The organism is Roseovarius sp. MMSF_3298 (genome assembly GCF_030733705.1).
Lineage (GTDB): Bacteria > Pseudomonadota > Alphaproteobacteria > Rhodobacterales > Rhodobacteraceae > Roseovarius > Roseovarius confluentis.
In genome coordinates, this window is sequence record NZ_JASHIN010000011.1 from 45,804 (window position 1) to 66,665 (window position 20,862).

The window sequence follows — 20,862 nt, forward strand, 5'->3', positions numbered from 1 at the left end:
CTCTCCGGGATATTTCTGGCCAGAGGAAGAGCCGTGCCAGCGAATGCGCCGGCCCGCGGCATGGCGAGCCGGCGCATAATCGGTTCAGCTTGTTTGCAGGTAGCTTTCGAGGCTGTCGTCCAGCGCGTCCTTCCACGGGGTGTGGTGCGCGGGCGCCTGCTTGTTGGTCATGGGCGAGACATAGCCGTGGTCGCGGAAGGCCATGATGTCCTTCTTCTTGTGCTTTTTCCAGGCATAGAACTGCTGGCAGGCCATCTCGAGGTCAAAGCTGGGATAGTCGGTTTCGGCGATCAGCTCCTCGATATAGTCGCCCTGGTAGCGGATGCAGGCGTAATCGTCCTCGAGCGCGTCCTCGTCGGCCTGGCGTTTCTTCCAGTCGGCCTCCATCGTGGCTTTGTCGGGCAGGGCGATCTTGCCCATGATGCAGTCGCGCACCCACCAGGCCTGGGCGTCGAACATGTTGAAGGTGAACCACTGGTCCTGCATGCCGAGGTAGAACATCTTGGGGTTCTCGATCCAGACGACGCCCTTGTAGAGATCGTCGGACGCCAGCCGGTTGGCGGTCTTCAGGCGCAGGTCGTCGGGCAGGAACGGGAAGTGGTGCTTGTAGCCGGTGCACAGGATGATGGCGTCCACCTCGCGGGTGTGACCGTCGGAGAAATAGGCGGTCTTGCCGTCGACCTTTTCCAGCGCCGGAACCTCGTCCCAGTTGTCGGGCCAGTCATAGCCCATGGGGCCGGAGCGATAGCAGGTGGTGATCGAGTTGGCGCCGTATTTCCAGCATTGCGAGCCGATATCCTCGGCCGAGTAGGAGGAGCCCATCAGCAGGATGTCCTTGCCCTCGAACTCGCGGGCATCGCGGAAGTCGTGGGCGTGCAGGATGCGGCCGTTGAACGTGTCGAAGCCCGGGTAGTGGGGCACGTTGGGCGTGGAGAAGTGGCCGGTGGCGACGATGACGTTGTCGAACTCTTCCGTCGTTTCCTTGTCGGCCTTGGAATCGCGGGCGGTGATCGTGAACTTCTCGGTCTTGTCGTCGTAGCGCACGTCGCGGACCACGTTATTGAAGCGGATCCAGTCGCGCACGCCGGCCTTTTTCACGCGGCCCTCGATATAGTCGAAGAGCACGGCGCGGGGCGGGTAGCTGGCGATTTCCTTGCCGAAATGTTCGTCGAACGTGTAGTCGGCGAATTCCAGACCTTCCTTGGGGCCGTTGGACCACAGGTAGCGGTACATCGAACCATGGCAGGGCTCGCCATCCTCGGCGACGCCGGTGCGCCAGGTGTAGTTCCACAGGCCGCCCCAGTCGCTTTGTTTCTCATAGCAGACGATGTCGGGGATCTCGGCGCCCTTGTCTGCAGCGGATTGGAACGCGCGCAATTGCGCCAGTCCGGACGGTCCCGCGCCGATGACGGCAACTCTTTTCTTGGCCATTCTATTTTATCTCCCTAGATTGGTGTGGACCAATTATTGACTTTGGTTCTTTTGGTTCCTTTTACTAAGCCAAAGGCTGGACCAGTCTGTCAAGGATTCCTTAATGGAGCGTGCGGTGGCCGCGGAAACATCTAGTTTTGCTCAAAGATTGGCCCTTTCGGGGGTGATGCCACGCCTGTCGGTGGGCATGGCGCGGACGGTGGATATCGGTTTTCTGGCGCCATTGTCGGGCCAGGCCGAAAGCTGGGGCCTGCCCGGATTGCAGGGCTGCCGCATCTGGGAGCGGTGGTTGAACAACGCGGGCGGCGTACTGATCGGGGGGCGGCGTTACCCGATCCGGATTCATGCATTCGATTGTGGAGAAAGCGTTGACGCGGCGCGCGAGGGGGCGCAGGCGCTACTGCGCGAGCATGACATCAAGCTGATGATGATGCTGGGCGGGGACGCCTATCGCGCCGTGGGCCAGAGCCTGATGGACAAGCGGATCCTGACTTCGACCCTGTTGCCGTCGGACCTGTCGCCGGACGCGCCCTACCTGATCGCGCCGTCGGAGGTTCATCCGGTCTACGTGGTGACCGGCGTGGAGTGGCTGAGAAGGCAACGCCCGGAGCTGAAGACCGTTGCGCTGTGCGCACAGCAGGACGGGATGGGCCTGCCGTCGCTGGCGACCTACCGCGCGGCGTTCAAGGCAGCGGGAATCGAGATCGTGCACGAGGTGCAGTACCCCGCGGAAGGCGCGCCGGCGGAGAACGTGGTGGGGCCGATGCTGGCCGCGAAACCGGACATCCTGTGCTGGTGCACGAGCTATACGCCGATGGTGCACGCCATGACGGAATACGCGCATGCCAATGGATTCAAAGGACAAATCCTGTCCTGCACCTGCGATCACTACGACCGGCTGGTCGAGCGGCTGGGTGCGGATTTCATGGAGGGGCTGGTGTTCCAGTTTCCCGATTTCGACGATCCGGCGTTGAGCGAGAAGGCGTTTTTCTTCAACCAGCCGAATGCGTTTTACGAGGAATACAATGCGCTTTACCCCGACAGCTGGACCGCGGTGAGCTGGGAATATGCGGCGATCCTGGATATCTGGCATGCCGCCGTGGAAAAGGCCGACAGTGTCGCGCCGGCAAGCGTGCTGGCGGCGATGAAACAACTGGGCGAGGTGACCCACGCCTTCGGCCCCGCCGAGTGGTGGGGGGCGGAGGTGTTCGGGATCGACAACGCGCTGGTCGGCGACTGGCCGGTGGTGCGGATCGAGGAAGGGCGAGCCCGGGTCGTGGCGTTCGGATCGGTGCCGGGATGGCTGCGGCGGTACGAGGATCTGCTGCGTGCCGAGATGCAGGACCTTGGGCAGATGTGGCAGCAGCGGTTGTCTTATGAGCGGGTGCTGGCGCTGGGGGCGCGGGTGGTGCAGGACGAGGACGCGACTCAAAGGTAAACGCGATCCGAACCCCGAAAACCCGCGTCGGTATCGCGTCGGTATGTCCGACTGTATTGCGTCGGTGCGATACTGCGTCCCCCGGGTGTGAACAGGGCGTGCGGTGCAAAAGTTTTTTGAAAACTTTTGCCAAGACTTTTTGAAAAGTCTTGGCCCTGCGTTAACCGGGGTTAATGCGCGTCAATCGTCTTGCAGAAGCAGTTTCTGTTCCTCGACGAGATGCAGCTTGATGAACTCCACCGCCTGACCGACATCGCGCGAGGCGATGGCGTTGTAGAGCGTGTTGTAGCGTTTCTGGTACTCCTGCATCCGGCGCGGCGTGAGCGCGCGGCGGCGCAGGCGGGTGCGATAGCTTTCGTGGTAGGTGTCGATGGCCAGCCGGTAGCACGAGGCCAGAAGCGCGTTGCCGGTGCCTTCGGCGATCTGGATGTAGAGCTGTTCCTCGAGCGCGATGAAGGCGTCGATATCGGTGGTCACGGTTTCGATCCGCGACAGGGTTTCGGACAGTGCGGTAAGCATGCGCGGCGTCATGTTCACCACGGCCAGCCGGACAATCTCGGGTTCCAGGATGCCACGGACGACGAGGTGATCGAGGGGGCTGGTCTCGCCGGCGACGGAATCGGGCGAGGGGACGGTCTGGGGCGTGGAGCGGTAGGTGACGAAACTGCCGGCCCCGGGGCGGCGGCGGATCACGTCCTGGCCTTCGAGCACGTCGAGCGCCTCTCGCACGGTGTTGCGGGCGACGCCCAGTTCGGCGGCCAGTGTGCGCTCGGACGGCAGGCGGGTGTCGCGGGGATATTCCTCGGACTTGATGCGTGCGAAGAGCGTGTCGACGACGATCTGCACGGTGGCGCCAACCGGGTGGGCGAGGCGCAGTTCGGGGGCGGTGTCTTCGGTTTGTGTGCTCATCGGACCAGACCAATTTCGGTGTAACTGGTATAAATTGGTCTGGTGGGCGCGTAAAGCGTGGTCATGCCCGCCACCCGCGTGATATGCGGGGCGCATGAGCGAACCTGCACCTTTCCTGTCCAGCTTCCAGACCGTCGAGGCGGACTGGATCGACTATAACGAGCATATGAACATGGGCTATTACACCGTCCTGTTCGACCGCGCCGCCGACGAGGCTTATGCCGAGATCGGTTTCGGGCCGGACTATCGTGCCGCCAGCGGGTGCACCACCTATACGGCGGAGTTCCATGTGCGCTATCTGCGCGAGCTGAAGTTGGGCGACCGGGTGCAGGGCGCGTTTCGCATCCTCGATCACGACGAGAAGCGATTTCACAGCTTCCAGGAGCTGATCCGTGAGGATGGTACCGTGGTGGCCACGGGCGAGGGGGTTGCGCTGCACGTGGACCAGTCGGGGCCGAAGGTGGCGCCGATGCCGGGTGAGCTTCTGTCGCGGTTGCGCACGGTGGCACAGGCGCATGCGACATTGCCGCGCCCCGAGGCGGCGGGACGTGGCATCGGATTGCGGCGCCGCGGCTAGCGTCGGCTCCCGGTGCCGAGGGTCTATGTCAGAAAAGCTTCGTAGAATTTTATCGCAGAATAGCGCATGGTGACCGACGGCTTTATCGGCGTGCCCCGGGCGCGATCTGGCGGTGCTGTGGTGTAAGGCCCAGAAAATTCGTTCGAATTTTCTGGGCTCTGGAATTTTCGTATGAAAATTCCGGGGGTCAGAGCCCGAGCTTCTGCGCCACGATCTGGTTGACGGCCTTCGGGTTGGCCTTGCCGCCCGTGGCCTTCATCACCTGGCCGACGAACCAGCCGGCGAGCTTGGGGTTCTGCTTGGCCTTTTCGACCTGCGCCGGGTTGTCGGCGATGATCTGGTCGACCGCTGCCTCGATCGCGCCGGTATCGGTGACCTGCTTCATGCCGCGCTCTTCGACGATTTTTTCGGGGTCTCCGCCCTCGGTATAGACGATCTCGAAGAGGTCCTTGGCGATCTTGCCCGAGATGGCGTCGGAGGCGATGAGATCGACGATGCCGCCCAGCTGCGCGGGCGACACCGGGCTTTCGGTTATGGCGTGGTCGTCCTTCTTGAGGCGGCCGAAAAGCTCGTTGATGACCCAGTTCGCGGTCAGCTTGCCGTCGCGGCCCGCGGCGGCTTCCTCGAAAAAGGCGGCGTTTTCATGCTCGGCGGTCAGGACGTTGGCGTCATATTCCGACAGGCCGAAATCCTTGACGAAGCGGGCCTTTTTCTCGTCGGGCAGTTCGGGCAGGGACGCGGCGATGTCGTCGATCCAGCCCTGTTCGATTTCCAGCGGCAGGAGGTCGGGGTCAGGGAAGTAGCGGTAATCATGCGCCTCTTCCTTGGAGCGCATCGAGCGGGTTTCGTTCTTGTCCGGATCGTAAAGCCGGGTTTCCTGGTCCACCTTGCCGCCGGATTCCACGATGGCGATCTGGCGGCGGGCCTCGACGTCGATGGCCATCTGGATGAAGCGCATGGAGTTCATGTTCTTGATCTCGCAGCGGGTGCCCAGATGAGAGAAATCGCCCGTTTCACGGTATTTCTCATACGCCCCCGGCTGGCAGATCGACACGTTGACGTCCGCGCGCAGGTTGCCGTTCTGCATGTTGCCATCGCACGTCCCGAGATAGCGCAGGATCTGGCGCAGCTTGCCCACGTAGGCGGCGGCCTCTTCGGGGCCGCGGATATCGGGCCGGCTGACGATTTCCATCAGGCACACGCCGGTGCGGTTGAGATCGACGAAGGACATGGCGGGGTCCATGTCGTGGATCGACTTACCCGCGTCCTGTTCCATGTGGATGCGTTCGATCCGCACCAGGCGGGCGATGCCGGGCTCCATGTCCACGAGGATTTCGCCTTCGCCCACCAGCGGCTCGTAAAGCTGGGAGATCTGGTAGCCCTGCGGCAGGTCGGGGTAGAAGTAGTTCTTGCGGTCGAAGGCGGATTTCAGGTTGATCTGCGCCTTGAGGCCAAGGCCGGTACGCACGGCCTGTTCGACGCAGAATTCGTTGATCACGGGCAACATGCCGGGCATGGCGGCGTCGACGAAGGCGACGTTGGAATTTGGCTCGGCGCCAAAGCGGGTGGAGGCGCCGGAAAAGAGCTTGGCGTTCGAGGCGACCTGGGCGTGGACCTCCATCCCGATGACGAGTTCCCAGTCCTGTTTCGCCCCGGCGATCACCTTGGGTTTCGGGGTCTCATAGGTCAGGTCCAGCATGTCTGCGCGCTCCGTTCAAGGTATCAGCGCGGTTCTAGGCCAGAGCGCAGGCGCGGGCAAGGGCGTCTGCGCGACGGGCTTGGCGGAAGTGCGGTTGAGCGTTAGACTAGTCGCATTGATTTAAGGTTGTGCCGGTTTTTTCGCCAGAATTCTTTTAAGCACAAAGGTCGCCCATGCCGAAAAACATCATCCTGCTCTGCGACGGGACGTCGAACGAGATTGCCCGCAACCGGACCAATATCCTGCGGCTTTACGGCTGTCTGAAGAAGGACGAGCACCAGCTGGTGTTCTACGATCCCGGGGTGGGAACTTTCGGGGCGGAAAACGCCTGGCTGTCCTTCTGGCGCCGGGCGGTGGAGGTCTTTGGGCTGATCACGGGCTGGGGGCTGGATGCCAACGTGAAGGAGGCCTACCGCTTTCTGGTGGAACATTACGATGACGGCAAACGCGAGAACGTGACCGACGAGGAGCCGGACCGCATCTATATCATCGGATTCAGCCGGGGCGCCTATACCGCCCGGGTGCTGGCGGGTTTCATCCACGCGCTGGGGCTGATCGACGCGCGGAACCTGAACCTGCTGAATTATGCTTACCGGGCCTACAAGAATATCGGCCGGACGACGGGACGGGACGTGACCGACGCGCGGGAGCCGGAGCGCAACCCCTTCGCCGAGGTGCGCCTGTTCGAGCGGATGCTGCGGCCGCGGCGGCCGGCGATCCGGGCGCTGGGCCTGTTTGACACGGTGGGGTCGGTGATCGAATGGAGCGCGCGATTGCCGCGCATCCGCAACCATGCGCATGTGTCCGAGAATCCTTCGGTGCGGTCGGTGCGCCACGCGCTGGCGATCGACGAGCGGCGGACGATGTACCTGCCGACGCCCTGGCCCGGGGGCGGCGAATACTGGGGCAGCGCGTTCCGGCCCCGCGACGAGAGCGGGATCGCGCCGCAGGACGTGGACGAGGTATGGTTTTCCGGCGTGCATGGAGATGTGGGCGGCGGCTATCCGGAAAAGCGCAGCCAGTTGGCGAAATTTCCGCTGGCCTGGATGATCGACGAGCTGCGCCCGCTGGGGGTGACGTTCAAGGAGTCCACGGTGCGGCGGCTGGTTCTGGGAGACGATCCGGACGGGCGGTACGTCGCGCCCGACCCGCTGGCGCGGCCGAACGAGTCGATGACGTTGGGCTGGAAGCTGGTGGAGTTCCTGCCGTTCTACAAGACGCGCTACAGCCTGAGCCGGCGCAAGACGTTCCTGGGGTTCTACCTGCCGCTCTGCGAGTACCGGCATATTCCCGAGGGCGCGCGGGTGCATGACTCGGTTTTCGTTCGGCGTGGGACGAAGGCGGATTATCCGCAGCCCAATATCCCGGAAGATCACGTGGTGGTGGGAGAGGTGGAGGGGGACGCCTGACGGCATGGAATAACGGAACGGGTCCTTGGTCGTCTAACGATGTTGCATCTCCACCGCGAAGGCGTCGTGATTACGAAAGGCGGTTGTGCGGATTTCGCTGCCGTTCGCGACGGAGGCGAGCGTCAACTCCTGGGGTGGCGATCCGACGGCAATTCGAAAGCGCTTTATGCCTGCCAGATACATCCTCGGAAGGATCGGTGCGCCCAGCCTCAGCCAAATCGCCAGCCCAAGGGAGGGGCTGACGATGGCCGGGCCGCGTCGCGGCTGTTAACCGGCTGGGGGTTCGATACCCGTGTCTCACAAGGGCTCATTACCGACCCGCCGGAGATTCCGCGACAATCCCTCCCATACGCTCTCAGAGCGCGGGCAGGCGGTACATGCCCTGGCGCGAGAAGGTGAGCGAGGAGCCATCGGCGATATGCCCGGCGAAGCGCGCGGCGATGATACGAAGGGCGGTCTGGCGGCCCTTGGCGATGAGCGCGCGGCGCGACGGCAGAAGTGGCGCGTGGCCCGGCATCAGGAGTGTCTGGGACCAGATCAGCGGGTGCAGTTCCTGCAGGTGATGTTCGAGGATCCAGTCGACGCAGTCGTGGATCTCGGTCCTCGTGCGGTCGGCATGGGGCGAGAGCACCCGGTCGCCCGCGCCGGGCGCCATGGCGATGGCGCAGAAGGCGGCAAGAAGATTGATGATGTGCTGGTCGTCCTTGCGGGCGAGGATGTCGCGCAGCCCTTCGATGAAGAAACCGGGTTCCAGCAAGTCCAGCGCGCGTGGCTCGAGGGACAGGGCGTCGAGATAGGCCCAGGTATAGGCACCGGCGCCCCAGGTTTCTTCGGTGCCCGCGGCGATGCGGCGGGCGGCGACCTCGAGTGCGTTGACCCCGCCGGCATAGGGCGGGAGGATGTGACGCCCCATGGCGCGGATATGGCGGTGGCCGGCGGGGTCGAGCCCGATCAGGGCCTCGTATTCCTCGGCCACGCGGCGGCCGCGCGTTTCACAGGCGGCGATCAGGGCACAGCGGGCGGCGGCGATCGAAGGCGCGTCGATGGCGGGGCCGTCATAGGGCTCCAGTATGGCGTCGGCGCTGGCGATATGCCGGGCAATGGCGCGGGCGGCGGCAGCGGGGTCGTCGCGCGCCGCGATATTGCGCCACGCCCAGGCGATGTCGATATGCGCGAGCGCCACGACGAGGGCCGACGGGTAGTCGCCCGGCATCTCGTCCAGCACCTCTTCCAGCGCCTCGATGGCGTCGTCGGGCGGGTGCTGGCCGTCACGCAAGGCGTCCTCGGCGGCGGCGACGATATCGCTGCGCGCGCCGGCGGCCAGCAGCAGCGAGGCGGTCTCGCCCCCCGAGGTGGCAAGGCGGGTGTGATCGGCATACTGGATCTTGTCCGACAGGGTATCCCAGGATTCTTGCCGGGCCAGTTGCAGACCGCGGTCCTGGTGGGTGGCGCGGGCCATTTCCTCGTCCGAGACGGGCAGGGACGGGACGATGATGCGCTTGGCCAGGGAATCGATATCCTCGGCAGCGCGACGCGGTGCCGTCCCGGCGCGGGCCGGGGCGCTGCGTGGGCCGAACCACTTGCTCAGGCCGCGCGGCGCCTTAGCGGAATGGGGGCGGGTCGCGCCGTTCTGCGCGCTGTCATGTCGGGGCTGTCGTGCCATACTTCGGCCTGCTCGTTATGTCAGGGTCTTTCTGACCCGGCAATCCGGCCAAAAAGCGGCACTGCTGCGGAGACAAGAGGGAATTTGCCTATCCCCCTTATGTTCTTGATTCGCAGGGGGGTTCGGGGCAGACTGCGCCGATGCTCAGGTTTGCTGCCTTCTTTTTATGCCTGTGCTTTCAGTCACTTGCCGCGACCGGAGAGGACGCGGTTTTCCTGAAGGACGGCGTGGTCACGCGGATATCCCCCCCCGCGCGCGACGGAAACCTGCCGCGCACGCGGTGGGAGCATAAAGGCGATTCCAAGCTCTGGACACGGGCGGCGCTGGCCGCGCTGAAGGATCACGGCAGGCCGCTGACCGAGATCGTGCCGCGCGACATCGGCGACTGGTGCCCGGCCTATCCCGATGCCGGTCCCGCGCAAAGGCGGGCCTTTTGGGTCGGCTTTCTGTCGGCACTGGTGAAGCACGAGAGCACCTATCGTTCCTACGCCGTGGGCGGGGGCGGGCGGTGGTACGGGCTGACGCAGATCCTGCCCTCGACCGCAAGGCTTTACGGGTGTCGCGGACGGAGCGGAGGCGATTTGAAGCACGGGCCGACGAACCTGAGCTGCGCGATCCGGATCATGACCAAGACGGTGGCGCGGGATGGCGTGGTGTCGCGGGGGATGCGCGGCGTGGCCGCCGACTGGGGGCCGCTGCACAGCCGGAGCAAACGGCAGGACATGATGGCCTGGACGCGGCGGCAGACCTATTGCAAGCCGATGAGCAGCGTGCGCCCGCAGGCGCGGCCCGCTGACCTTGTGGTGGTGCGCACCTTGCCCGCGCCCGAACCGGAGGCGATCGGGACCGAGCCCGTCGTGCAGGACCTGCCGGAGGTGGCCGGGGGCGAGGCCGCCGTGAAGGAACTGCCGGCGTCCGCCGATGCGGCGCCCGAGCCGCAGCCGATTCCGGTTATCGAGTAGCCCCTGATCACTTGATGCGGACGGCGCGGCGGATCTCGTCGAGCGCCTCGCGCTGCTTGGCGTTGATGTCGCCGTTGCCCGCCTGCGCCGTGGCGGTGATGACCGCAGAAGCGGCTCGAAGCTGGCCTGCCCGTCAAGCTTGTAGAGCTTGCGCGAAAGTCAGGTGCCGCGGATGCGGGTCACCATTTCGGTCGTGTCGGGACTGAGGTCGGGCGTGGCGAGGATGCGGTCGAGCTGGGACTTGATGAGGCCCTGGCGGGTGTCGTCGTAGCGCCGCCACGTCTCGAAGGCCGAGCACATCCGCGCGGTGGTTTGCGGGTTGAGGGGGTCGAGCTTGATCAGCCAGTCGGCCAGAAGTTCGTAGCCCGCGCCCGAGACGTGGTGAAAGCCTGCCGCGTTCATCGTGAGCGCGCCGAGTGTGGCGCGGAAGCGGTTGGGATTTTTCATCGTGAAATCAGGGTGTTCGGTGAGGCGGGCGGCCGTTGCGGCGGCATCTTCGGGGGCGGCGTGGACGACCTGCATCATGAACCACTTGTCGATCACGAGGCGGTCCTGCTGCCACTGGTCATAGAAGGATTTCGTGGCCGCATCGCCCTTGCCGGCCTGAAGCAGGCAGGAGAAGGCGGCAAGTTGTTGCGTCATGTTGTCGGCGGAATCGAACTGTTTCTGCGCCTGCGTGCCGCCGTCGAGCCGGTTGATGAGGCTGAGCGCGGCGTTGGCGAGCGACCGTGCGCCGGATTGCTCGGCGTCGGGCCGGTAGGGCTCGGACACCTGGAACTGCGCGTAAAGGCGCGTGGCGGTGTCCTGCATCCGCTCGGCGCGGGCGTGGCGCAGGGTTTCGATGGCGTCCCAGATCGCCTGCGGGTCGGGCGTGGTGCCGGTGTCATGGAGCGTCTGGGCGAGGTCGTCCTGGCTGGGAAGGCCGAGGGCCAATGCGCGGAAGGCCGGGTCGAGGCTGTCGTCGCGGGCCATGGTGTGCACGGCGTCGATATAGGCCTCGTCGGGCGCAGCACCGTCGCGGATCATGGCGACAAGGGCGTCGCGGGCAAGGTCGCGGCCCGCTTCCCACTTGTTGAAGGGATCGGTGTCGTGGGCGAGCAGGAAGGCGCGTTCGTCGTTTGTGGTGTCGCGGTCGACGATGACGGGCGCGGAGAAGCCGCGGAGGATGGAGGGGACGGGTTTCGACGACAGGCCGTCGAAGGTGAAGCTTTGCTTGGTTTCGGTCATTTCGAGCACTTTTGTGGGCTGCACCTCGTCGCCGTTCGGCGAGAGGAGACCGACGGCGATGGGGATGACACGCGGTGGCTTGTCGTCCTGTCCCGGGGTGGGGGGCGTCGATTGCTCGAAGGTGAGGGTGTAGGTGCCGTCTGCATAGTCTTCGGACACGGCGACGCGAGGGGTGCCGGCGTCCTCGTACCAGCGCTTGAATTGGGCAAGGTCGCGGCCTGTGGTGTCCTCGAACACCTTGAGCCAGTCCTCGATCGTGGCGGCGTCGCCGTCGTGGCGGGTGAAATAAAGGTCGAGGGCCTTGTAGTAGGCCTCATCCCCCACGAGGGTCTTCAGCATCCCGATGAGTTCGGCGCCCTTTTCGTAGACGGTGGCGGTATAGAAATTGTTGATCTCGACAAAGCTGGCGGGGCGGACGGGGTGGGCGAGAGGCCCGTTATCCTCGCGGAATTGCCGCGCGCGCAGGGTGATGACGTCGTCGATGCGCTTGACGGGTTCCGAGCGCATGTCGGCGGTGAACTGGGCGTCGCGGAAGACGGTCAGACCTTCCTTCAAGCAAAGCTGGAACCAGTCGCGGCAGGTGATGCGGTTGCCGGTCCAGTTGTGGAAATATTCGTGCGCGATGATCGCCTCGATCCGTTGGAAATTCATGTCGGTCGAGGTTTCGGGGCTGGCCAGAACAGCGGAGGAGTTGAAGATGTTCAGCCCCTTGTTTTCCATCGCGCCCATGTTGAAATCGTCGACTGCGACGATGTTGAAGATGTCGAGGTCGTATTCGCGGCCATAGGTGTCCTCGTCCCATTTCATGGACTTCTTGAGAGCTTCCATGCCGAAGGCGCATTTGTGTTCGTCACCGGGGCGGACCCAGATGTTGAGGTCGACGTGCTTGCCGGACTTGGTGGTGAACGTGTCGGGGTGGTTGATCAGGTCGCCCGCCACGAGCGCGAAGAGATAGGCAGGCTTGGGCCAGGGATCGTGCCATTCGGCAAAACCGTCACCGGACCCGCGGGGGTTGCCGTTGGAGAGCTTGATCGGCGCGTCGCCTTCGATGCGGACGTCAAACGTGGCCATCACGTCGGGGCGGTCGGGGTAATAGGTGATCTTGCGAAAGCCCTCGGCCTCGCACTGGGTGCAATACATGCCGTTCGACATGTAGAGACCTTCGAGGGCAGTGTTCTCGATAGGCGCGATTTCGACCTCGGCCTCCCAGGTGAAGGGGGCGTCGGGGGCCTGCATGGTCAGGCCGCGGGGCGTGATGTCGGGCGTGACCTCGGCCCCGTCGATGCGGGCGGAGATGAGCGTAAGGTCCTCGCCGTCGAGGCGCAGGGGGCCGCCGGGGCCGTCGGGGTTGGGACGGAAGGCGATCTTGCTGATCACGCGGGTTTTTTCCGGGTCGAGCCGGAAGGTGAGCGAGACGTGATCCACCAGGTGCGCGGGGGGCGTGTAATCGGCAAGGTAGATGGCTTGCGGGGCGGCGTCTTTCATCGCGTGTCTCTCCGGCTGTGCAGGGTTTGCGCGGAGGGTAGGGCGATGCGGCAGGGGAGGCAACGCGGAAACGGGGGCGCTGGTACAGACGGACGCGCCTTGGCCCCCCTCGCGCCGGGATGCAAAGTGGCGCGTCGGGGGTGGTACCTCCGCCTGCGCCTTGAAACTAGGCGGTGCGGGTTTGGAAATAGTTAACGGGGCGGCAAATTTGCAGTCCCGCTTGTGCGCATGTTGAGGTTTTCTTATCTGTGCGGGATATTATCCTTAGGTCGTAATCGCAGCAGGTGAAGGATAGACATGACGCGCCCCGTGATCGGCATTATCGGCAACAGCTACTCCATCGACGACCGCTATCCCGTACACGCGGTGGGGCGGATGAATTCCGAGGCGGTGTCGGAGGTGTCGGACTGTATCCCGATGCTGGTGGCGAGCGACCCCGCGCTGGTGAGCGTCGACGAGTTGATGGAGATCTGCGACGGGTTCGTTCTGACTGGCGGGCGGCCCAATATTCATCCCGAAGAATATGGCGAGGACGCCACGGAGGCGCATGGCGCGTTTGACCGTGAGCGCGATGCGCTGACCCTGCCGCTGGTGCGGGCCTGCGTGGCCAGTGGACAGCCGATCCTGGGGATTTGCCGGGGATTCCAGGAGGTCAACGTGGCGATGGGCGGGACGTTGCATCCCGAGATCCGCGAATTGCCGGGGCGTGACAACCACCGGATGCCGCCTGACGGCACGCTGGAGGAAAAATTCGCGCTGCGCCACGAGGTGAGCTTTGTCGAAGGCGGCGTTTTCCATCGGCTGATGGGGTCCGAGAAGGTGATGACCAACACGCTGCACGGGCAGGGAATCATCCGGGAAGGCAAGAACGTCGTGATCGACGGTTATGCCCCCGATGGTACGCCCGAGGCCGTCTACATCGAGGGCGCGCCGGGCTTTGCGCTGGCGGTGCAGTGGCACCCGGAGTGGAATGCGGCGAACGACCCGGTCAGCCGGTGCCTGTTCGAGGCGCTGGGCGATGCGGCGCGCGCGTGGCAGGCGGGTGAGCGCGGGCCGGCGCTGCGCTCGGCCTGAGGCCCGTTAAAGCAGGTCCGGGACATTGATGCAGGACAAGGCGCGCGCTGTGGTGCCGTGAGACGATCCTTTCCGTTCCAGATGGGAGGATCCTGCGATGAACATCCTGATTGCCTATGCCACGACCGAGGGGCAGACCCGGAAGATATGCCGCTTTTGCGCCGACCTGCTGATCGAGGCGGGACACAGCGTGGAGCTGTTGCAGGTCAGCGGGCGGACCCGTGACCTTGACCCGGCGCGCTATGACGCGAGCCTTCTGGCGGCGTCGATCCACCTGGGGCGGTTTCAGAAGGACATGATGAAATTCGCGACGCAGCACGGCGCCGCGTTGAGCGCGCATCCGTCGCTGTTTTTGTCGGTGTCGTTGGCCGCCGCAGGGGACGACGCGCAGGATTGGGCCGATCTGGAGCGGATCGTGGCGGCGTTTTGCGACGACACGGGGTATCGTCCCGCAGAGGTGGAACAGGTGGCGGGTGCGTTTCGATTCACGGAGTATGATTTCTTTCGCGCCTGGGCGATGCGCTACATCGCGGCGGTAAAAGGCGAAACGGTCGATCCGCATTGCGACACGGAATACACCGATTGGGATGGCTTGCGCCGGGTCGTGACGGCATGGGCCAAGGCTGCGACGGCCTAAAGCATATTGCGAAACGCCTCAGTAATGCGGGCCGTCGGTGTCTTCGATCAGCAGCGCGGCCTCGTGTTTCTTCAGGCAGGGACGGGCGGTTTCCAGGTGGTGTCCGGGCGCCGTGCGCAGTTCGGGGAAGAGGGCGAACAGTTCCTCGCGGGCGGCCTCTTCGATGGCGCCCAAGCCAACGTCGCCGGCGTGGAAGCTTTCCGTGGCGAAGCCCTCGGCGTAGATGACCTCGTGGTGGTCGAACATCAGGTGGATATACGTGACCTCGTCGCGGGGCTGGCGCAGCACGTCGCGCCCGTCGACGAGATGCTTGGCGGGTACCAGCACCTCGGACTCGCCAAAGAGAAGCTCGGCGCGATAGCCGGTGTAGAGGATGCGGTGCTGGGGTGACACCAAAAGGCCCTTGCGCGTGGGGTCGAGCGCGTTGGCGCCGACGCGGATGGGGGCGAAGCGACCGTGGCCCTGCACGGTGCGTTTGCCGATCCAGCGGATCGGGCGCAGGCCCTGGTCGCGCGTCACGACCATGTCGCCGGGTTGCAGGGTTTCGATCGCGCGGTCGCCATGGCTGGTGAGGATCATCGTGCCGGGGGTGAAGCAAATGATGTTCTCGATCTCGGAGAAGGTGACGGACGTGCCGTCGGCCATGGTGAAGCTGCCCGACATGCCGGTGCCGGGATCGCTGTCGGAGAAAGTGATGTCGTTCCGGCCCACGTCCGGGGTGAGGATCAGCGTGTCGCCATTGGTCTCATTGCCTTCGCCACCCGCGATGGAAATGGCGCCGTTGCCGGTGCCGGTGGTGTCGAGATCCCGAAGCGTGAAGGTGTCGTCGCCGTCGCCGCCGGTGACGGTATCGCCCTGATCGACGGTGATGCTGTCATTGCCGGCACCCGCGTCGACGCTGTCGGCACCGTCGCCGCCGTCGATGCTGTCGTTGCCGTCTCCGCCGGTGATGATGTCGGCGTCGAGGCCGCCGTCGATCACGTCGTGGCCTTGACCGCCCGAGATCGTGTCGTCGTCGTCCTGACCAAAGATCGTGTCGTCGCCGTCGCCGCCAAGGATGCTGTCGGCGTTGTCGCCGGGGTTCTGGTCGGTGCCGTCGTTGGGCAGGTTGTAGAGCGGGTAGTAGGGATAGAGCGGATTGGAGGCCGAGACGTCGCCGTAGATCAGGTCGTCCTCGGTGCCGCCGTCGATGGTGTCGCGCCCGGCATTGCCTTCGATCAGGTCCGCGCCCACGTCGCCGGTGATGCTGTCGGCGTCGAATCCCGCGTCGATGGTATCGTTGCCCGCGCCGCCGGTGATGACGTCGTCGTCGTCGCCTGTCAGGATGCGATCATTGCCGAGGCTGCCATCGACGGTGTCGCGGTCATCGAACGGGTCGGGATCCGAGGCGTAGTTCAGGCCGGGATTGCCGGGATCGGTATAGCCGGTGTCGGGCAGGCCGTAGCCGTCACCGCCGCGGCTGTCGATAAGGTCGTGGCCATCGCCGCCGCGCAGACTGTCGCTGCCGCCTTGCCCGTAGAGGGTGTCGTTGCCGGTGCCACCGTCGATCTGGTCGTCGCCGGTGCCGCCCCGCACGGTATCGTTGTCGGCCCCCCCATGGACGGTATCATTACCCGCGCCCGCCATGATGGAATCGGCATCCGTGCCGGTGGCGTTGTCGGCAGCGTCGACGGCGTCGCCTTCGGGATCCCCGGTATAGCTTGCGTCGATACTGTCTGCGCCTGCGGTGCCTTCGACGATGTCGTCGGGTGCGGGGACGCCCATTGCGGCGAGTGCGTCTTCATCGGACAGGTCGGCGGGGGCGATGCCGACGAGCACGATGCTGTCGCCGCTGGGCAGGCTGAGCAAGGCGTTGCCGAATCCGTCGTCCCCCACGGTAATGTCGCGGGTATTGAGCTGGTTGCCGGCGGCGTCGGTCGCGCCGGAGAGATCCAGTTGATCCTTTCCCGTGAAAGTCCCGTAGCCGTTGTCGACCGGGCCTTCGAAGCCGGTCACCGTGTCGGCGCCGTCGCCGTCGGAGACAACGACCGTGTCGGTGGCGGTGTCGCCCGCGCCCAGGTCGATGCTGTCATCGCCCGCGCCGCCCGTGACGGTGTCGGCCCCGGCACCCGCAAAAACCGTGTCGTTGCCGTCCCCGGCGGTCACCAAGTCATTCGCGCCGGTGGTTTCGGTCGTGGCGTAGAGTTCGACCGAGTCGAGTGACGGGCCCTCGGAATCGCTGGCCCCGGCGCCGCGGAATTCCAGCGTGCCGGTGCCGTCGCCCGCCCCGCCGACGAGGTTGTAGGTGTAGGTCTGCCATCCGCCATCGGGGGGATCGATGCTGTCGATCAGCTGTCCGTTCCAGTAGACGTCGATCGTGTTGTCCTGCGCCGTGCCGTCATCGGCGTTGGACAGATCGCCCGCGTCGAAGCTGAGCTGGTAGATCCCGTCAGGCTGAAGGCCCGTGACGGTCTGGGAGATCACAAGTTGCTGGCCCGCGTCGCCTTCCATGTCGAGCCAGTTGGCGCCATCGGTGGCGGTGAGCCCGCCGCGCCCGTCATTGTGAAAATCGACGGAGCTGCCATTGGCGTCGGTCCAGCCGGGGACGGTGCCGCCGGTGCCCTGGAAGCCGAAACCCACGGGGGTCATGCCGGTGGTGTCTTCGAAGGAGCCGTTGACGATCAGGTTGGGGCCTGTGGGCACGAAGTCATCGGCCGAGATGCGGTCGTTGCCGGTGCCGCCCAGGATGGTGTCGGCGCCGTCGCCGCCGAAGATGTGGTCGTCTCCGGCTTCGCCGTTCAGCCGATCATTGCCGGAGCCGCCGTCCAGCGTGTCGTTCCCGCCGGTGCCGAAGACGGTGTCGTTGCCGCCCTGGGCATGAACGCGGCTGCCAGTACCTGTCGAGTTGATGCCGGGGGCATCGTCGACAAGGTCGTCGCCATCGCCCGCATGAACGGTATCGGCGCCGTCGCCATAGGTGATCGTGTCGTTGCCGGTGCCGGTCGTGAGGGTTTCGGAGTCTGCATCGCCGGTGACGGTGTGATCGCCGTCGCCGAAAGTCAGTGTTTCGAAATGGTCCAGCAGGGTGCTGCCGCCCAAGCTGGCGTCGGAGGCTCCGCCATAGCCCGCCTCGCCCACGGTGAAGGTCGAGGCGCCGTCGGTGAGGCTGATCCGGCCCGTCGCCTTGTCGATGTCGATGGCATAGGGTTCCGGCAGGGCGGAGAAATCCAGTGTGTTGCCGCCCGCGGATTCCGAGACCGCCGCCCAGAAGGCCGGGTCGTTCCAGTTGGCCGTGGTGACGGTGTAGGTGGTCATGGTGCGCGCCGCTGGCGCCGCGCACGCGGGCGCGATGCCTCACGCAAGGCCCCCGGACGGGGGCATCTGTTAACCCTGATCACCATTAATCCTACTCGATCCGCTTAGTCGTGGTCGGTTCGTTTGATGTCCGACGTTGGGAGCGACATTAGAATCCGGGCTTGGCCTGAATTCGGATGGAATGTGGCGAGAGTAAGATTTTTCCTTAAAATTAAGTGATTTATCACGCCGCCATTACAAGCGCGGCACGTGGTTCAACCAAGAGGCGCGCCTCGTGCGCGCGGAGGCACAGCCGGGCGGTGTCACCATAGGCCGAGAGATCGCCCCGCAGGTGCGGAAAGGCGCGGAACATGTCCTCTCGGGAGGCATCCGAGAGCGCACCGACGCCTACATCTGCGGCAAGGAAGCTTTCGGTTGCGGCGCCCTCGGCATAGACGATTTCGTGCTGGTCGAGCATCATGTGGAAATAGGTGACAAGGCTGCGTTCGGCGATGCGCACATCTTGTCCGTCGACAAGGTGCTTGGCCGCCACCAGAACTTCGCTTTCGCCAAAGAGCAGCTGGCTGCGGTAGCCCGAGAACATCAGCCGGTGCTGCGGTGAGACCAGAAGCGGTCGGCGGGCGCCTTGCATGATGGTGGAGTTGACGGCGATGGGAGCGAACTTGCCGCGGCCCTCGACCGTGCGTTGACCCAGCCAGCGAATCGGCTGTGGGCCGTTGTCGCGCGTGATGACCAGGTCGCCGGGCCGGAGCGTCTCGATGGCGCGTTCGCCTTGGGGTGTCAGGATGCGTGTGCCGGGGGTGAAGCAGATGATGTTCTCGATTTCCGAGAAGTTTACCGTGGTGCCGTCGGCCAGCGAGAAATTGCCCGAAAGGCCGCCCGCGCCGTCATCGGTGTTGGTGAAGGTGATGTCGTCGAAGGTGACATCGGGCGTGAGTTGCAGCGTGTCGCCATTCGTCTCGTTGCCTTCGCCGCCGACAATGGTGATGGTGCTGGACCCGGCCTCGCCCAGGTCGCCCAGCACGAAAAGGTCGTCGCCGTCACCGCCAAAGGCGCTGTCGCCTTCGGCCAGGTACATCTCGTCGTCGCCGAGGCCGCCATAAAGGCTGTCGGCGCCGGTGCCGCCGGTCAGCGTGTCGTTTCCGCCGCCCCCGAAGATAGCGTCGTCGCCGGCACCGCCGCTGAGGCTGTCGTCGCCGCCGGAAGCCGTGGCCGGTCCCATGACCTGGCTGCTGTCGGCAAGGGCCTCGGTGGTGCCGCTCGGACTGGTGACCTGTCCCGAGATGACTTCGCCCCCGGCATTTTCCCAGTGTCGCACCTCGATGGTGTATATGCGCCCCGCCTCCAGTTCGACGGTGCCCGAACGGGTTGTCGCGCTCTGGTGGAAGTCGTTGTCCATGAAATCGGCCGTGCCGCCACCCTGGTTGGTGAAGGTCAGGGGGTCGCCGTTTTCATCCAGCAGCCGGATGGTCGAGCCGTCGTCCGAGGTTGTCGAGAACGTGTAGGTCCCGTCTTCGGACGCCAGGAACTGCGAGGTGTAGATCACGCCGAAGTCATTGGCGTCGCCGGTCGTGCCGCGGGCCTCGTGCACGAGGGCTGCCGAATTGAAGCCATCCGACTGACCCGAGCCGACAAGTGTTCCCGACTCGATGTCGAAGGCCTGCCCGTTGGCGTCCGTGAAATCGTGGTTGTAGACCTGATAGTCCCATTGCCCTGCGGCCGGCGCGTCGTCGCCATAGATCAGGTCGTTGCCGTCGCCGCCTGTGACGGTATCGGAGCCGCCCTCTGCATAGATCGTGTCGTTGCCGGAGCCGCCGTCGATGCTGTCGTCGCCGGGGTCGCCCTCGCCGATCTGGTAGTCGGCGTCCACCCGGTTCGCGCCGATGGTCGCGTTGTCGCTGTCGACGCTGTTTAGCGTGATCGACTCGATCGGCTGGCTGGTCAGGATCGTGTTGTCGGCGTTGTTGCTCAGTTCGGGCAGCATGAAAACGTCGCCGGTGGTGGTCTGGATGACCACGGCGGTGAAATCCTGTGAAGACCCGTCGACGAAGGTGACGGTGGCGCTGTAGACCAGGCCGGAATCGATCTGGTAGCTTGTGCCGCCGATGACGATGTTCTCGGGTGTCTGGCCGTTGTCGTTGTCCTGCAGCGTGCCGTCGCTGTTGCTGTCGAAGGTCTGGGCGTCGAGGAACTGCTCGAAGAGCGGGTTGCCGGCGTCGCCGTAGGTCCCTTGAAGGGCGGTGGCGTTTTCGCTGGCGGTATTGGTCTCGGTCGGGTCCACATCGGGGGCGGAGCCGAGGCTGATGACGGTGAAGGTGCTGCCCGGCGTGTTGGTGCCGCCGATCGAGCTGGTCTCGCGCGGATCGCTGTCGCCATAAATCAGGTCGTTGCCGTCGCCGCCCAGGATCGTGTCGTTGCCGGACCCGCCATAGACGGTGTCGTCGGCGAGACCTGCCACGACGCTGTCGTTGCCCGCGCCGGCATGGATGAGGTCGGCGTTGAGGCCCGCGCCGGTGCCGTCGCCGCCGTCGGCCACGTCGCCCTGCGGGTCGCCCGTGTAGCTGCCGTCGATGGTGTCGTCGCCTTCGGTGCCGTCGACGATCTGGTCGGTATAGTCTTGCGCGTTGAAGGCGATATCGCCCGCGGCGGCGTTGGGGTTGCTGTCGTAAGCCTGCACCTGGTAGCTGCGGCCGGCCACCAGCGGCACCTCGGACAGGGTGTAGAGTCCGGCTGCGGCGCCGTTCTCGACGTCGAACTGGATGACCTGGAAGGTCTGGCCGGTAACGGTGTCGCGCAGGGTCCAGACAAGTTCGGCATCGACAGTGGTGTTGACGGAGGTGTCGTTGCCCAGCGTGACATCGGCCGTGGCGGTTTCTCCGCCGGCGCTGTCGTCGTCGAGCGTGAATTCCTGGATCCCCGTCTCGTTGTCGGTGATGACGGCAGTGCCCGCAGCGGTGCCGGGACCGCCCCAGGTGAAGGTGCTGCCGGTACCGGTCGGGATGTTGCCGGCCGGGTTGTAATCGTAGAAATTGACCTCGTACGTGGCCATGGTCTTCC

At 64.9% G+C, this 20,862-nt stretch carries 13 protein-coding genes; 6 read left to right on the forward strand and 7 right to left on the reverse strand.

The window, feature by feature from the left end; all coding sequences use genetic code 11:
• Positions 1-84: 84 nt before the first annotated feature.
• Complete coding sequence (locus RBB18_RS11535) at positions 85-1,431, reverse strand: NAD(P)-binding domain-containing protein (RefSeq protein ID WP_103762378.1); 1,347 nt, start codon at positions 1,429-1,431, stop codon at positions 85-87.
• A gap of 166 nt (positions 1,432-1,597) precedes the next feature.
• On the opposite strand from RBB18_RS11535, the gene RBB18_RS11540 reads away from it, so the two are divergent.
• Positions 1,598-2,869: an ABC transporter substrate-binding protein gene (locus tag RBB18_RS11540; protein ID WP_306110666.1), complete on the forward strand. Its 1,272-nt coding sequence runs from the start codon at positions 1,598-1,600 to the stop codon at positions 2,867-2,869.
• A 180-nt stretch (positions 2,870-3,049) separates the two neighbouring features.
• On the opposite strand, the gene RBB18_RS11545 is transcribed toward RBB18_RS11540, so the two are convergent.
• Positions 3,050-3,778, reverse strand: a complete 729-nt coding sequence (locus RBB18_RS11545; RefSeq protein ID WP_103762380.1) for a FadR/GntR family transcriptional regulator — start codon at positions 3,776-3,778, stop codon at positions 3,050-3,052.
• A 94-nt stretch (positions 3,779-3,872) separates the two neighbouring features.
• Between RBB18_RS11545 and RBB18_RS11550 the strand changes: the two genes are divergently transcribed.
• Complete coding sequence (locus RBB18_RS11550) at positions 3,873-4,355, forward strand: thioesterase family protein (RefSeq protein WP_103762381.1); 483 nt, start codon at positions 3,873-3,875, stop codon at positions 4,353-4,355.
• 187 nt (positions 4,356-4,542) lie between these two features.
• On the opposite strand, the gene gatB is transcribed toward RBB18_RS11550, so the two are convergent.
• Positions 4,543-6,054: an Asp-tRNA(Asn)/Glu-tRNA(Gln) amidotransferase subunit GatB gene (gene gatB, locus RBB18_RS11555; protein ID WP_306110667.1), complete on the reverse strand. Its 1,512-nt coding sequence runs from the start codon at positions 6,052-6,054 to the stop codon at positions 4,543-4,545.
• 173 nt (positions 6,055-6,227) lie between these two features.
• Between gatB and RBB18_RS11560 the strand changes: the two genes are divergently transcribed.
• Entirely contained in the window at positions 6,228-7,463 is a 1,236-nt protein-coding gene (locus RBB18_RS11560) for a DUF2235 domain-containing protein (RefSeq protein WP_306110668.1), read from the forward strand.
• 355 nt (positions 7,464-7,818) lie between these two features.
• Here the strand turns inward: RBB18_RS11560 and RBB18_RS11565 are convergent, their stop codons facing one another.
• On the reverse strand, positions 7,819-9,126 hold the full coding sequence (locus RBB18_RS11565; protein ID WP_306110669.1) for a hypothetical protein: 1,308 nt from the start codon (positions 9,124-9,126) through the stop codon (positions 7,819-7,821).
• A 140-nt stretch (positions 9,127-9,266) separates the two neighbouring features.
• Between RBB18_RS11565 and RBB18_RS11570 the strand changes: the two genes are divergently transcribed.
• Entirely contained in the window at positions 9,267-10,088 is an 822-nt protein-coding gene (locus RBB18_RS11570; RefSeq protein WP_306110670.1) for a transglycosylase SLT domain-containing protein, read from the forward strand.
• A 159-nt stretch (positions 10,089-10,247) separates the two neighbouring features.
• Here the strand turns inward: RBB18_RS11570 and pepN are convergent, their stop codons facing one another.
• Entirely contained in the window at positions 10,248-12,800 is a 2,553-nt protein-coding gene (gene pepN / locus RBB18_RS11575; protein ID WP_103762386.1) for an aminopeptidase N, read from the reverse strand.
• Positions 12,801-13,097: 297 nt separating this feature from the next.
• On the opposite strand from pepN, the gene RBB18_RS11580 reads away from it, so the two are divergent.
• Positions 13,098-13,874, forward strand: a complete 777-nt coding sequence (locus tag RBB18_RS11580; protein WP_306110671.1) for a gamma-glutamyl-gamma-aminobutyrate hydrolase family protein — start codon at positions 13,098-13,100, stop codon at positions 13,872-13,874.
• A 97-nt stretch (positions 13,875-13,971) separates the two neighbouring features.
• Entirely contained in the window at positions 13,972-14,511 is a 540-nt protein-coding gene (locus RBB18_RS11585; protein ID WP_274592432.1) for a flavodoxin domain-containing protein, read from the forward strand.
• An 18-nt stretch (positions 14,512-14,529) separates the two neighbouring features.
• Here the strand turns inward: RBB18_RS11585 and RBB18_RS11590 are convergent, their stop codons facing one another.
• Together RBB18_RS11590 and RBB18_RS11595 are read right to left on the reverse strand one after the other, a co-directional pair.
• Positions 14,530-17,805 carry a Hint domain-containing protein gene (locus RBB18_RS11590; protein WP_306110672.1) on the reverse strand — a complete coding sequence of 1,092 codons (3,276 nt, stop codon included), beginning with the start codon at positions 17,803-17,805 and terminating at the stop codon, positions 14,530-14,532.
• Between the two features lie 223 nt (positions 17,806-18,028).
• Positions 18,029-20,854: a Hint domain-containing protein gene (locus RBB18_RS11595; RefSeq protein WP_306110673.1), complete on the reverse strand. Its 2,826-nt coding sequence runs from the start codon at positions 20,852-20,854 to the stop codon at positions 18,029-18,031.
• Positions 20,855-20,862 lie beyond the last annotated feature (8 nt).

Excerpts from the sequence above, each read along its gene's own strand:
- RBB18_RS11590 (WP_306110672.1), bottom strand. The coding sequence starts at position 17,805 with ATGACCACCTACACCGTCACCACGGCCAACTGGAACGACCCGGCCTTC.
- RBB18_RS11585 (WP_274592432.1), top strand. The coding sequence starts at position 13,972 with ATGAACATCCTGATTGCCTATGCCACGACCGAGGGGCAGACCCGGAAG.
- RBB18_RS11560 (WP_306110668.1), top strand. The coding sequence starts at position 6,228 with ATGCCGAAAAACATCATCCTGCTCTGCGACGGGACGTCGAACGAGATT.
- RBB18_RS11565 (WP_306110669.1), bottom strand. The coding sequence starts at position 9,126 with ATGGCACGACAGCCCCGACATGACAGCGCGCAGAACGGCGCGACCCGC.
- RBB18_RS11540 (WP_306110666.1), top strand. The coding sequence starts at position 1,598 with ATGCCACGCCTGTCGGTGGGCATGGCGCGGACGGTGGATATCGGTTTT.
- pepN (WP_103762386.1), bottom strand. The coding sequence starts at position 12,800 with ATGAAAGACGCCGCCCCGCAAGCCATCTACCTTGCCGATTACACGCCC.
- RBB18_RS11595 (WP_306110673.1), bottom strand. The coding sequence starts at position 20,854 with ATGGCCACGTACGAGGTCAATTTCTACGATTACAACCCGGCCGGCAAC.
- RBB18_RS11580 (WP_306110671.1), top strand. The coding sequence starts at position 13,098 with ATGACGCGCCCCGTGATCGGCATTATCGGCAACAGCTACTCCATCGAC.
- gatB (WP_306110667.1), bottom strand. The coding sequence starts at position 6,054 with ATGCTGGACCTGACCTATGAGACCCCGAAACCCAAGGTGATCGCCGGG.
- RBB18_RS11535 (WP_103762378.1), bottom strand. The coding sequence starts at position 1,431 with ATGGCCAAGAAAAGAGTTGCCGTCATCGGCGCGGGACCGTCCGGACTG.
- RBB18_RS11550 (WP_103762381.1), top strand. The coding sequence starts at position 3,873 with ATGAGCGAACCTGCACCTTTCCTGTCCAGCTTCCAGACCGTCGAGGCG.
- RBB18_RS11570 (WP_306110670.1), top strand. The coding sequence starts at position 9,267 with ATGCTCAGGTTTGCTGCCTTCTTTTTATGCCTGTGCTTTCAGTCACTT.
- RBB18_RS11545 (WP_103762380.1), bottom strand. The coding sequence starts at position 3,778 with ATGAGCACACAAACCGAAGACACCGCCCCCGAACTGCGCCTCGCCCAC.